The sequence below is a fragment of the Aequorivita vladivostokensis genome (genome assembly GCF_000952855.1).
Lineage (GTDB): Bacteria > Bacteroidota > Bacteroidia > Flavobacteriales > Flavobacteriaceae > Aequorivita > Aequorivita vladivostokensis.
On the sequence record NZ_JSVU01000003.1, the window covers coordinates 359,782 to 372,615 of the forward strand.

Consider the following 12,834-nt stretch of genomic DNA (forward strand, 5'->3'; position numbering starts at 1 on the left):
AGCGAAATCCAGAACCCTGCGGTTTCCTTTACAACAAAAAGAAAAATGAAAATATGTTTTGTAATAAGCGACATTAAAACTGAGGCCTGCGGGACCACAGTCGTAATCTTGAAAAAGGCACACGAACGCGGCCACGAAGTATTTGTAATGAGCGTTGGTGATTTCATCTTCCATCGTGACAAAAATATAAGCCTGCGCTGCAAGAAAATTCCAGCCTCGGTAAAAGGCGATAAGGTAGAGGAATTTTGGGAACAGGTCCAGGACGACAAACTTAAACCAAAAGCGATACCCAGTACCGATATGGACATTCTCTTTCTTCGGAACAACCCAACCGAAGAAAGTTCAGACAGACATTGGGCCGAGCACAGTGGAATTGCCTTTGCAAGAATGATCCAGCAATCGGGGGTTTTGGTACTCAATGACGCCTTTGCAATGAGCCACGCCTTTATCGATAAACTTTATTTTGAAGAGTTACCGGCAGAGATTAAACCCAATAGTTTGATTACCCGCAACAAGGAAGATCTATTGAAATTCTGGGAAAAGAACGGAAAAAAAATGGTACTGAAACCTTTGGAAGGTAGTGGCGGCCAAGATGTCTATTTAATTGACAAGGATAAGAAAAACCTCAACCAGATTGTTGAAACCCTTACCGTAAAAGGATATATAATTGCGCAGGAATTTTTACCTGAAGTAAGTAAGGGAGATGTCCGCATCATTCTTATGAACGGAAAAATTTTAGAGGAAGACGGGCAGAAAGCCGTTATAAGACGGGTGAGTTCAGACAAAAGCGAATTCCGCAGCAACCTCTCGCTGGGAGCGAAGGCAAAAAAGACAAAACTTACCCCGGAAATGGAGCACATTGTTGCGCTTACCGCCCCAAAATTGATACGGGACGGGCTTTTCTTTGTCGGTTTGGATATCGTGGATGATAAACTGATAGAGATAAACGTACTGAGCCCAGGAGGTTTGGACTACTGCGAAGACATTGGCCTTCCCGCATTTACGGATACCGTAATTGACGCCTTGGAGCGCAAAATGGAATATCTGAAATATTATAAAAACAGTTTGAGCAACAGGGTTTTGGCAACCATGGACTAATCGTTATTAAAAAAACCAATTTAAAATTTAGATGAACCATATACCAAGAATTATAGGAACCTATGATAGTGGAGAAAAAGGGCCATTGCTCTTTATAACTGGGGGCGTCCATGGAAATGAACCTAGTGGCATTGTCGCGCTATTAAAGATTTTTAAAATTTTAAAAGCCCAAAAACCAAACATAAGAGGAAAGGTAGTGGGTGTTTCGGGAAATAAAGAAGCATTGTATCAAGGCGTCCGCTATATTGACGAGGATTTAAACAGAACCTGGACCAAGGAGAACATTGCCTCGAGAAAAATAGATTCGCACGAAAAAAAGGAAATGTTTGAAATAATTGATGTTTTGGAAAAATTTCCAAAGAAGGATTTTACAAAGCGTTATTTTTTAGACTGCCACACTACCTCATCTGCCAGCGAGCCTTATATTTCGGTACAGGATGTGAACGATAACGATGGGTGGGCGCACCAATTTCCCACCTACATCATCCGCGGCTTTTCAGATATTGTGTTAGGCTGTATAGACCATTTCGAAAGTAGAATTGGTATGCCAGGTTTTGTTTTTGAAGGAGGACAACACGAGAGTAAAATTTCAGAAAAAAATCACGAAGGAATTATATGGCTGGCACTCCAAAACGCTTGCGGGTTGGATTTGGATTCTTTGGAAACCTACCCTGAGGCAGCGAAAATGCTGGAAGCGAAAAGAAAAAATCGCAAGACATTTGAAATAACATACCGCCACGGAATCAATAAGGACGATGAATTTAAAATGGAACCCGGATACAGCAATTTTCAGCCCATAAACAAAGGTGAATTATTGGCATATGAAAACGGTGAGCCAGTCCATAGCAGATGGGATGCCTATATCTTTATGCCGCTCTATCAAAGCCAGGGCAACGATGGCTTTTTTATAGTTGAGGAAGTTTAGGAGGCGCCCTGAACTATTTTTGTTAAAAAATTTTTCAATAAAATTGAATCGGGGTTAAAGATTGCCAAATAGTTGCCCTAGGCCCTAGAGGCTTTGTATATTGTTATTATGGAAAAAATATTAGTAGCAGGTGCACACGGCACCACAGGTAAAAAGATAATTTCAATTTTAAAAGAATCCAATACATACAAACCCGTTGCGATGGTCCGGAAGGAAGAACAGATATCGCATTTTCAGAACAATGGCGTGGAAACTATTCTGGCCGATTTGGAAAAAGACGTAAGCGAAACTACTAACGGCATAGACCGAGTAATTTTTGCCGCAGGTTCCGGAGGGAAAAAAGTAAAAGAAGTAGATCAGGAAGGCGCCAAAAAACTGATGGACGCCGCAAAGAACAAAGGGGTGAAAAAATTTGTAATGCTCAGCTCCATGGGTGCGGACAAACCTGAAGAGGCAGATGAAATACAAGAATATTTAAGAGCCAAGCACAACGCCGATGAATATTTAAAACAATCTGGCGTTCAGTATACCATTGTACGTCCCGGAGCCTTGACCAATAACGATGGAAAAGGAAAAATTAAATTAGAGAACAAATTAAATCAACGCGGTGAAATTTCAAGGCGCGATGTAGCCGAAACCTTGGTTGGGGCTTTGGATAGTTCGATAGCAAAGAATAAAACCTTTGAAATTCTAGAAGGTGACACTTACATTAAGGCTGCGCTGGAAAAAGCTTAAGATTCCCTGTATAATTCCCAATAAATTAGAGCACGTAAATGAAAATTGGCGTGCTTTTTTTGTGTGAAATATTCCGCGAAATTATTCAGATTTCCAAAGCAGTTTCTGCGCGGTGCCGTGATCGCCCAAGTGATAAACGCTCAGCGATTCGGCCTTAAATGTAATGGGCTTGAAAACTTGAGTTGCCAAGCTGTCCAAAAGTTTTGTTGGCGCTACGCCCAGACTGATGTGCGGGTCAAAGTTTTCAAAACTGTGTTTTTCTACAAATTCTGGAACGTAGGTTAAGGTAGATTCGCCAATGGGGCTGCCGTCAGGGTTTTGCACAAAGGATTTTTCAGAACCGTTTTTCACTATGTATGGTCTTACCAATTCTATGACCTTTTGGTGGAGCTTCAATAACTGTTCGTTTTTTTCCACGGCAATCATTGAAAAGCTTTCCGCTTTGTCTTTGTAATAAAAAAGGCTTTCTGCTTTTAAGGAATCATTTTTTATTGTTTTGAAAAGCCCCTCTAGAGCACCGTTCACTTTCGGCAGATCTTCCTCTTTAATAAAACTTTGTAAGAGAGTGATGTGCGGCACATGGTTTTTATCAAGTTTTATGGTTTCGGGATTACTTTGATTTATTAGGGAATTAAGCTGAAGTGACTGTGCATACATCTCTTCCGAAGGAATTAAGAGCACATCAATTGCGATTATGTTTTGCTTTTTTGGCGCACACGAGAAAAATGTGAAACCAAAAAACAGGAAAGAAAGAAGCATATTATTTTTCATAAAGTAAATTAAAATTTCAAAAACCACCGCATCAACTTCAATCGAAACGGTGTGTGTGGATAATATCGAATTGAAGGATCCAGCCAAGTGGGTTTGTCCATCACGCTTTTATAATGGGTAAAGGCTTTGAAGCCGGCTTCTCCATGATAGTTGCCGATACCGCTTTGGCCCACGCCGCCAAAAGGCAGGTTCGAATTGCTGATGTGCATTACCGTTTCATTAATTGCGCCGCCTCCAAAGGAAATCTCTTTTAATACTTTCTTCTTTATGGAACTACTTTTTGTGAAGAGACAACAAGACAACGGTTTGGGAAGACTATTCACTTTAGCAATAGCCTCTTCAATAGTTTTATAAGTTATTACGGGCAGGATGGGGCCAAAAATTTCCTCTTGCATCACCGCATCATCCATAGTTACATTTTGCATTATGGTGGGCTGAATGTAGCGGGTTTCTTTGTGGGTTTGGCCGCCATAATATATTTTTTCAGGATTGAGCATTTTGGTAAGCCGCTCAAAATTATCGTTATTGATTATTTGAAGGTAATTGTCATTTTCAAAAGCAAAGTGCTGGCTTATTATTTCCTCTTTAGCCCGTTCGAGAAATTTTTGTTCGATGCTTTTGTGAACGAGGACATAGTCCGGAGCAATACAGGTTTGGCCTGCGTTCAGAAATTTCCCCCATACCAGTCGTCTTACCGAAACTTTCAGATTGCAACTTTCAGTAACAATTGCAGGACTTTTACCACCTAACTCTAAAGTTACGGGCGTGAGGTTTTCTGCGGCGGCCTTGTAAACGATCTTGCCAACTCTGGTGCTGCCGGTAAAAAATATTTTATCAAATTTTTGTTTTAACAACTCTTGGGTCTCTTCTACCCCACCCTCAACCACGGTGAAATATGCCGGATCAAAATTTTCCTTTACAATTTTCGCCATAGCGGCGGCAGTGTTTGAGGGGAGTTCGCTGGGTTTTAATATTATTGTATTTCCAGCGGCTATTGCTGCAATAACCGGAGCGAAGGAAAGTTGGTATGGGTAATTCCAAGCGCCAATTACAAGACTCACACCCAAAGGCTCCGGGATGATATAACTGGAAGCGGGAAAGTTTAGAATCCCTGTAGAAACGGGCTTGGTGTGCGTCCATTTAAAAATATTGCTCCGTGCTTCCTTAATATCCTTGTAAAGCAGGGAAAGCTCCGTAGTGTAATTATCAAACTCCGACTTTTTGAAATCGTTGTAAATGGCTTCGTGAAGCAGGGACTCATTTTTTTGTAATGCCTGCTGAAGAATTTTTAATTGCTTTCTTCTAAAGTGAAGATTTTTGGTGGCGTGGGTGTTGAAAAAATTGCGTTGGGCGATAATAATTTCTTTCATAGAATCAATTTTCACTAAAAATACTTTTAATGAAATTGATTGAAGTTAAAAAAAGTAGAAAAATTATTACTTCTCCCTATTCAAAATCTTGTATTCCTCATAACAGCCGCTGATGGCATCGAGAATCTGCAGATCGTTTGCCGTGCGGATAAAATCTTTGGAATAGCTGCATTTGTTGAGTATTTCATCTATATCCACACGTTCCAACTGCAGAACAGCCATAAGCGTTTCACGGTCGAATTTACTTTGCAAAAGGTTCCGGATTTCGTCATCTTCCTTCATTTGGCGTAGCTTGCGCATCTGTTTCGGTCGTTTTCCGAAGACGTTATAGAGAAAATCAGCAGGATTGAAAATAGAACTTAACACCTTACTTACCGCCCCCGGCTGGTTGCTTCCGCCTTCATACCCTGTATTTAGACCTGAAATTCGGTAGCGGTAATTATCGTAAATAGGGATTAGTTTTGCGTCAATCTCTACATAACCTGTAAGTTGAACCGGCTTTACTACTACTTCTTCGAGGGCGATGCCCAGCTCGGTCATTTTTACCTTTATATCGCCAAACCTAAGCCAGTCATTGGTCACCCGAACGCGCAGCGACTTGAAACCGAGGTACGAAAAATATAGCGTGTCATTAACGGCAGCCCTTATGGCAAACTCTCCTTTTTCGTTGGTAGTGGTACCTATAACCTGGTTGAGGTTCACGATATTTACGTTTTCCAAAAGATTATCGTTGGCATCGTTCATCACGGTACCTTTGATTATCGTATTTTCCTGGGCAAAGGAAATTGCGGCAACAAAAAAGAGGGCAAAAAGTAGGATGTGTTTTTTCATATAGTGAATTAATATACGGAAAAATTTCACTGGGAGGAAATGTTCCGCTCTTTTTCAATTTTAGCTTTTAGATTTTCTTTTACCCCGCCAAACCATTCATCCTTTAAAATACTCAGCACGATGCTGTCCCTTCTTCCTTCGGGTGCGGCGCAATTGTTTCGCAAAATGCCTTCCACGGTGCAACCAATACTTTTCATTGCCGAAATGCTCCGGGCGTTTTTGGCATCGGCGCGAAACTCCACCCGGTCAAGATCTAATGTTTCAAAAGCAAATTGGAGCAATAGCATTTTGCATTGCTTGTTGAGCCCTGTGCCCTGAAATTTCTTGCCATACCAGGTATAACCGAGTTGAACTGTATTGTGTGTTTGCTGATAGTCGTAAAATCGGGTGCTGCCGGCCACCTCTCCGGTGCGTTTATCAAAAACAAGAAAGGGATAGGCGGTTTCTTGCGTTCTGCCAAAAATGGCGGCATCAATATAAGTTTTTAAATTTTCCAGACCATTGGCTGGTTGTAGGGAGTAGTTCCAAATTTCGGGTTCCTGCTCGGAAAAGGGAAGCAGTAAATCCAAGTCTTTATGGTGCAGCGGCCTGAGCCGCACACGGTCGTTTTCCAGTATGTATTCCTGCAGAAAGTTGAAGGTTTGCATAAACTTTAAAAAAAACGGGCCTCGATTAAAGGCCCGTAAATATACTTATATAGACGTTAAAGTGGTGCTAAAGTTTAATTATTCAGAATTATCCTTTTCTTCGGCGTCTTCCGCCTGTGCCTTTTGCATCTGGGCGCGGGGCTCCCCTTCGGCTTTTACCTTTGAATTTTGGCTTGTCGCCGCCACCTTCAAAACCGCCACTGCGCTTTTTGAATCCTCCTTTTCTTCCGCCGCCATCGCCACGGTCGTTTCTGTCGCCTCTTCTTTTGCCGCGATCGCGACCACCGCCACCGCCTTTGCCTTTACTGCGGCCAGTATCTTTGGAAATTTCAATATTTATCTGGCGGCCATCAAGTTTGAAATCATTGAAAATGCCCATTACCAATTCCTGATGTGTGGTATCGGTATTGAAAAAAGAGAAACTGTCCTTTACGTCAACTTTATAAACATCGTCTTTGCCCAATTGAAGCAAGTCGCGGAGGAAATCCTTTAGGCTCATCCAATCGAAATCGTCTTTTGAACCTATGTTGATGAAATAGCGGGTACTGTCCTTTGCGTCTTCATCAGAAAAATTGCGTTCCCCAGAAATATTGAGGTCTTTACTGTTTTTGTAATAATTCAAGAAACGTGTAAACTCTACGGAAAACACTTTTTTGATGAGCTCTTCCTTTGAAAAATCTGCCAATACCTCGTTTATATTCGGAAGATAGGCGTTTATTTCAGGGTTTATTTTCGCGTCCTTTATACTGTTTGCCAAGTGGAACATTTGTACTTCGCAGATTTCCATTCCCGAAGGTATTTCCTTGGCAATGAATTTCTTTTGGATCATTTTTTCAATCGTGTGAATTTTTCGCACTTCACTTTTTGAAACAATCACCATGGAAATACCCGTCTTTCCAGCGCGTCCGGTACGGCCACTACGGTGGGTATAGGTTTCTATTTCGTCTGGCAGTTGATAATTTATTACGTGGGTAATATCGTCCACGTCAATGCCCCGGGCGGCAACATCGGTTGCTACCAGCATTTGTATTTGGCGATTTCGGAACGATTTCATTACCGTATCACGTTGGCTCTGGCTCAAATCGCCGTGAATGGCCGCGGCGTTGTAACCATCTTCAATAAGCTGTTCGGCAACTTTTTGGGTGTCGCGTTTTGTTCTACAGAAAATCACGGAAAAGATTTCCGGATTTGCATCTGCCAAACGCTTCAAGGCATTGTAGCGGTCGCGGGCGTTTACCAGATAATATTCGTGCGAAACTTGGTCGGAACCAACGTTTTTGGTACCCACGGTAATTTCCACGGGCGTGTGCATAAATTTCTTTGCGATCGTGGAAACCTCCTTCGGCATCGTTGCGCTGAAAAGCCAAGTGCTTTTTTCCTTTGGCGAGTGCGAGAGTATTTCGGTAATGTCCTCGTAAAAGCCCATATTGAGCATTTCGTCGGCTTCATCGAGCACGCAGTATTCTATTTTTGAAATATCAATCAGGCCACGACCTATCATATCTTTCATTCGGCCCGGGGTTGCCACGATAATCTGGGAACCCTTTTTAATTTGGCGCGCCTGATCGGTAATGCTTGCCCCACCATAAACGGCGGTAACGTTAAGGCCCGGCATATATTTGCCGTAGGCGATCATTTCATTTGTAATCTGAAGGCACAGTTCGCGGGTTGGCGAAAGGATAAGGCCTTGGGTAGTGCGACTGTTTACGTCAATTTTTTGCAACATGGGGAAACCAAAGGCTGCGGTTTTACCGGTTCCTGTCTGGGCCAGGGAAACCATGTCGGTCTCGCGGTCCAAAAGGATTGGGATTGCTTTTTCTTGTACTTCCGAAGGGGTTTCAAAACCCATGTCGGCGATGGCTTTTAGAAGATTTTCTTCCAAGCCGAGTGCTTTAAATGCTGTCATTTTATGTATTAAAATTTTTATATGTGTGCTAATGGGAAGCTACTGGACATATAAAAAACGGACAGCTTCACTATAACACTCCTCACCCTGAGGATTTTTCCTGAAAACCAAAAGCTTCTGGCGATTGATTTTTTTCAAGGGCGCAAAAGTAGTTTAAAGTTTTTAGTTTACGACATCCGTTGGCAATTTTTTTTTCAGAAGCAGAAAACTCTCTTCAAACCAGTAAATTGCATCTCAGTAATTATTAATTAAAAAAGATTAAAATAAATTCCGCTACATAACTTTTGTATTTCTATTTTTGAAAAATATTATTCAAGCACAATTATGATCAAACGTTTACTACTACTAGGGATTTTTCTAAACTCATTTTTGGCCATTTCCCAAACTTTTGAATTTGGCCCATTAATTCAATATCACCGTTCAGCTTTTATTTTTGAAGATAGATCCAAAATAATTGTAGGAGACAACGATATAGATTACGGCAACAAAACAACTGAGAGTGACAGTCATTTTGCCTTTGGTGGTTATGCGGCCTATTATACAGAAAACACTTTCTCGTATGCGGCAGATCTATTTTATGTTGCTACCTCCTCTCCAAATTATGGCGATAATACTTTTCATAGCATCAATTTAATTCCAACTGTAGGCGCAGAAATTGGTAATTCTCACTTGCATTTCAATTTAGGAATCGGGGTTGGATTTATGTTGAATAAACCGTCTTTTGATAATGTAAAGGACGTTCAACCAAAAAATTACAGCGCCATAGATGGTCTTGTGAAATTGGCAATTCAATATAGAATTAAAGAAATATTGAGCATTGACGGCGGCGTGCTGTACGGGGTAAGCAAAGTAGTTGACGAACAACGCCGATTCCATTTTTATATAGGTACTCGCGTACCTCTGAATTTGATTCTAAATTAAGTATTTTATCATCAATTACAGATTTTAAGACTTTATAGATTTTATACTGAAAACTGCGACTGAATACGGCGACTGAAAACTTATTTCGAAAGATAATCAATCAACTGCCGCATCGCCTTTCCGCGATGGCCTATTTCGCTTTTTTGGGTGAGGGTCATTTCTGCAAAGGTTTTATCGAAGCCTTTGGGTTGAAAAACCGGATCGTAACCAAAACCTGAGTCGCCACGGGGCTCTTTGATTATTTCACCTTCGCAGATTCCGAGAAACATAATTTCTTCGTGTTCCATATTCAAGGCAATTGCCGTTTTGAATCTTGCCAAGCGGTCTTCTTTGCCTTCCAAATTTTTCAGCAATTTTTTAATATTCGCGGTTGAATCGTGCGAAACTCCCGCATAACGGGCGCTGTAAACACCGGGTTCGTTGTTTAGGGCTTTTACCTCCAGCCCTGTATCATCCGCAAAGCAGTTTAAATTGTATTTATTGCGAACGTAATTCGCCTTTAAAATTGCGTTGCCCTCAATGGTGTCTGCCGTTTCGGCAATGTCTTCATCGCAACCAATATCGTTTAAACTGAGCAATTCAATATGGTGCGGAAGCATGGCTTTTACTTCGGTGAATTTGTTTTGGTTGTGGGTGGCGAAGACGAGTTTCATTATTAGTAATGAGAATTTAGATTTGAAATGTAAGATTTTATTTTTTCTGAAATTTGCAGAACAGTTTCAAAATCACAACATTCGACGAAAATAACGACCTCATCTTTTTCATATTTAAATTTGAGTTGTTGTCTATCGTAGTAGTGATATTTAGGACCCGAAAAAAGTATAAAATTAATTGCCGTGATAAAAAAATTTGTTGATTTTGTTTTCGCCTCAACTTTATTTATGAGTTCAAAACTATAAAACCTATTTGTATTCTCTTTAGAGTCATCCTTAATTTGAAAACCTTTTTCAAGAAATTCAAATTCAAACAAAGGATTGGTTCGCAAAGTTATCCTTTCAGCAATCATTGTTCGGGATTTTCAAGGTAATATCTTTCAATTATTTCTTCCGAAGCCTTGATGGTCTTTTTCATCCACTCCATTTCAATCTCCAGTTTTTCTGCTTCGGAAAGTTGCCAGTTTACTTTGCTCTGCTTCATTTTTGAAACCACGCTTTGCAAAATAATCGCTGCGGAAACCGAGATGTTCAAACTCTCCGTAAACCCGTACATAGGGATTTTTAGAAAACCATCGGCGGCGTTCATTACCGTATCGCTCAATCCGTCGCTCTCTTTTCCGAAGAAAAAGGCGCTCTTTTTTGAAACGTCAAATTCGTGCAACAAAGTCGAAGCATCGTGGGGCGTGGTGGCAATAATTTGATAGCCCGAATCCCTAAGATTTTTAATACAATCGGTGATGGAGTGGTACCGCTTCAGACTTACCCATTTCTGCGCGCCCATGGCAATTTCCTTATCCACGCGTTTTCCGAGACGTTCTTCCACCACGTGCAAATCCTGAATGCCAAAAACATCGCAGGTACGCATTACCGCGCTGGTGTTGTGGAGCTGGTACACGTCTTCGGTTGCCACGGTGAAATGACGCGTACGTTCAGAGAGCACTTTTTTGAACAAGGCTGTTCTACGTTCGGTAAGATAGGTTTGTAAATATTGAAACAATGCTAAGTCCAAAGTGGAAAAGATTTTTGGTTTAAAAATATCAATTTTCAATTTCGATTTTGCTAAGATAAAAGTTATTGGTTTAATAGTTTCTTTCTAAAAACCGCAATTTTAAATAACTTAGTAATTCAATAATCAATTATGAAAATAGCAGTATTGACTGGCGCAGGTGTGAGCGCAGAAAGTGGCATAAAAACATTTCGGGACAGTGATGGGCTCTGGGAAGGTCACGATGTTATGGAAGTAGCCTCACCCGAAGGTTTTGAGAGAAACCCAAAAGTGGTATTGGATTTTTACAACCAACGCCGAAAACAATTGTTGACCGTAAAACCAAATGCAGCTCATTTTGCTTTGGCTGATTTAGAAAAAAACCATGACGTTACTATAATTACCCAAAACGTTGATGATCTGCACGAACGGGCAGGCAGCACCAATTTAATACATCTTCACGGCGAACTTTTAAAAGTGCGTTCCACTTTTGATGAAGATTTAATTTTAGATTGGAAAGAGGACTTGAACTTGGGAGATTTCTGTGAAAACAATCACCAACTGCGCCCCCACATTGTCTGGTTTGGCGAAATGGTGCCGATGATTGAGGTTGCGGCCGATGTTGTAGCGCGAGCCGATGCGGTTATTATTGTGGGAACTTCGATGCAAGTGTATCCCGCCGCAGGGTTGGTGCAGTATGCCAAACCGGATGCGCATATTTATTTTGTCGATCCCAAACCTTCCATTTCAGAGAGCAAAAGAATTACAGTTTTTGCTGAAAAAGCTTCTATTGGCGTTCCAAAAGTTGTTGAACTTCTAAAATAAAAATTATGTTGCCTGAAGATTTAAAACAAAAATTGATGGAGGTTGACAGCAGTCGAAATAAAAGGCAGGAGGTTGCCTTTTGGATTACCAAAAAACCCCATTATGTTCGGGAAACACTGCAATGGTGCTTTACTGAGGATAGTGAACTTTTGGTCCAATCTGCTTGGGTGTTGGAGATTATTTGTGAACACAAAGCAAAAAACTTCTTTAAATACATGCACCTGTTTTTTGAAAAACTGCCCACAATTAAAAATGATTCGGCATTGCGCTCCTGCGCAAAAATTTGCGAAATGCTTTGCCATTATCATTTTATGAAAGGCTTCGGGATATTTTATGAGGTTTTAAACAAAAATGAAAGAAAAATTATAACAGAGTGCTGCTTTGATTGGCTCATTACCGATCAGAAAGTAGCCTGCCAGGCTCCCGCTATGCAATGCCTCTATTATTTGGGGTGGGATAATGACAAAAAATGGATTTATCCTGAGTTAAAAAACATTCTCATAGAAAATGCGCCGCAAAAAAGTGCAGGATACCAAGCACGCGCCAGGAAAATTCTGAAAAAAATTTCCTGAACCCAAATTCGCCCACTGTTAAAATAAGCCTATGCAATTCTTTGGGCCAACATATTTTTTTTAGCTTTATAAGTCAAGTTTAAAAAAACAATATTATGAATATCAAAGTATTACTTACGCTACTTATTTTAATTCCGCTGACTTTCTCCTGCAAAAACACCAAAGAGCCCGAAGCGGAGCCGATAGTCCCCACTGATACCAAAGCCACGATGGAATACAATGAAAACAGGCTAGATAGCATTCCCGCCAATCGTGAATTTTCCGGCGCTTTTAAAGGAAGCGGAAGCGAGCCTTTTTGGAGCGTTACGCTGGATGCTGATAAAATTCTGTTTGAATCGGCGGATGCAGATCTAAAATCGTTTACCGCACCCCTCACAAATCCTGAAATTTCTGGTAATTCCACAACGTTTACCGCCGACCAAAAAGACGGAATCATAAAAGTGACGCTACTTGAAGAGAAATGCACAGGGGCAATGAACGGTATAGAAATGACACATAAGGTGAAGGTTTCCCTAAAATTAAAGAACGATAAAGATTTCAGAAATTTTGAAGGTTGTGGTGCTTATGAAGAATGGAAGTAAAAATTTATCAA

General features: G+C 40.8%; 15 protein-coding genes. 7 read left to right on the top strand and 8 right to left on the bottom strand.

The annotated features are described in order from the left end of the window. Positions 1–45 precede the first annotated feature (45 nt). The 3 genes from MB09_RS06600 to MB09_RS06610 all read left to right on the top strand — a co-directional run bounded on the left by MB09_RS06600 (position 46) and on the right by MB09_RS06610 (position 2,758). On the top strand, positions 46–1,098 hold the full coding sequence (locus tag MB09_RS06600; RefSeq protein WP_045080086.1) for an ATP-grasp domain-containing protein: 1,053 nt from the start codon (positions 46–48) through the stop codon (positions 1,096–1,098). Positions 1,099–1,129: 31 nt separating this feature from the next. Continuing rightward, positions 1,130–2,023, top strand: a complete 894-nt coding sequence (locus MB09_RS06605) for a M14 family metallopeptidase (protein ID WP_045080087.1) — start codon at positions 1,130–1,132, stop codon at positions 2,021–2,023. A gap of 108 nt (positions 2,024–2,131) precedes the next feature. After that, positions 2,132–2,758 (top strand): SDR family oxidoreductase, encoded by a 627-nt coding sequence (locus MB09_RS06610; RefSeq protein ID WP_045080088.1) that lies wholly within the window; start codon positions 2,132–2,134, stop codon positions 2,756–2,758. A gap of 81 nt (positions 2,759–2,839) precedes the next feature. Here the strand turns inward: MB09_RS06610 and MB09_RS06615 are convergent, their stop codons facing one another. The 5 genes from MB09_RS06615 to MB09_RS06635 all read right to left on the bottom strand — a co-directional run bounded on the left by MB09_RS06615 (position 2,840) and on the right by MB09_RS06635 (position 8,283). Then, the gene (locus MB09_RS06615) at positions 2,840–3,529 is read right to left on the bottom strand and encodes a 2'-5' RNA ligase family protein (RefSeq protein ID WP_045080089.1); all 690 of its coding nucleotides are present in this window, start codon (positions 3,527–3,529) and stop codon (positions 2,840–2,842) included. A gap of 8 nt (positions 3,530–3,537) precedes the next feature. After that, positions 3,538–4,899 (bottom strand): aldehyde dehydrogenase, encoded by a 1,362-nt coding sequence (locus MB09_RS06620; RefSeq protein ID WP_045080090.1) that lies wholly within the window; start codon positions 4,897–4,899, stop codon positions 3,538–3,540. 66 nt (positions 4,900–4,965) lie between these two features. Next, positions 4,966–5,730 carry a carboxypeptidase-like regulatory domain-containing protein gene (locus MB09_RS06625; protein ID WP_045080091.1) on the bottom strand — a complete coding sequence of 255 codons (765 nt, stop codon included), beginning with the start codon at positions 5,728–5,730 and terminating at the stop codon, positions 4,966–4,968. 26 nt (positions 5,731–5,756) lie between these two features. After that, the gene (locus MB09_RS06630) at positions 5,757–6,377 is read right to left on the bottom strand and encodes a GNAT family N-acetyltransferase (protein ID WP_045080092.1); all 621 of its coding nucleotides are present in this window, start codon (positions 6,375–6,377) and stop codon (positions 5,757–5,759) included. Between the two features lie 88 nt (positions 6,378–6,465). After that, the gene (locus tag MB09_RS06635; RefSeq protein WP_045080093.1) at positions 6,466–8,283 is read right to left on the bottom strand and encodes a DEAD/DEAH box helicase; all 1,818 of its coding nucleotides are present in this window, start codon (positions 8,281–8,283) and stop codon (positions 6,466–6,468) included. Positions 8,284–8,607: 324 nt separating this feature from the next. Between MB09_RS06635 and MB09_RS06640 the strand changes: the two genes are divergently transcribed. Next, entirely contained in the window at positions 8,608–9,204 is a 597-nt protein-coding gene (locus tag MB09_RS06640) for a hypothetical protein (RefSeq protein ID WP_045080094.1), read from the top strand. An 80-nt stretch (positions 9,205–9,284) separates the two neighbouring features. Here the strand turns inward: MB09_RS06640 and MB09_RS06645 are convergent, their stop codons facing one another. The 3 genes from MB09_RS06645 to MB09_RS06655 are packed head-to-tail and all read right to left on the bottom strand — an operon-like array spanning position 9,285 to position 10,902. Further along, a complete protein-coding gene (locus MB09_RS06645) occupies positions 9,285–9,857 on the bottom strand; it encodes a non-canonical purine NTP diphosphatase (protein WP_045080095.1) in 573 nt (190 codons plus the stop codon). Positions 9,858–9,859: 2 nt separating this feature from the next. Continuing rightward, the gene (locus MB09_RS06650; protein ID WP_045080096.1) at positions 9,860–10,210 is read right to left on the bottom strand and encodes a hypothetical protein; all 351 of its coding nucleotides are present in this window, start codon (positions 10,208–10,210) and stop codon (positions 9,860–9,862) included. Next, positions 10,207–10,902, bottom strand: coding sequence for a TrmH family RNA methyltransferase (locus tag MB09_RS06655; RefSeq protein ID WP_317619474.1), 696 nt, complete (start codon positions 10,900–10,902; stop codon positions 10,207–10,209). The genes MB09_RS06650 and MB09_RS06655 overlap by 4 nt, the downstream gene beginning before the upstream one ends. Before the next feature lie 96 nt (positions 10,903–10,998). On the opposite strand from MB09_RS06655, the gene MB09_RS06660 reads away from it, so the two are divergent. The 3 genes from MB09_RS06660 to MB09_RS06670 all read left to right on the top strand — a co-directional run bounded on the left by MB09_RS06660 (position 10,999) and on the right by MB09_RS06670 (position 12,823). Continuing rightward, positions 10,999–11,670 carry an SIR2 family NAD-dependent protein deacylase gene (locus MB09_RS06660; RefSeq protein ID WP_045080097.1) on the top strand — a complete coding sequence of 224 codons (672 nt, stop codon included), beginning with the start codon at positions 10,999–11,001 and terminating at the stop codon, positions 11,668–11,670. Between the two features lie 5 nt (positions 11,671–11,675). After that, positions 11,676–12,242: a hypothetical protein gene (locus MB09_RS06665; protein ID WP_045080098.1), complete on the top strand. Its 567-nt coding sequence runs from the start codon at positions 11,676–11,678 to the stop codon at positions 12,240–12,242. Between the two features lie 95 nt (positions 12,243–12,337). After that, entirely contained in the window at positions 12,338–12,823 is a 486-nt protein-coding gene (locus tag MB09_RS06670; protein ID WP_045080099.1) for a hypothetical protein, read from the top strand. Positions 12,824–12,834 lie beyond the last annotated feature (11 nt).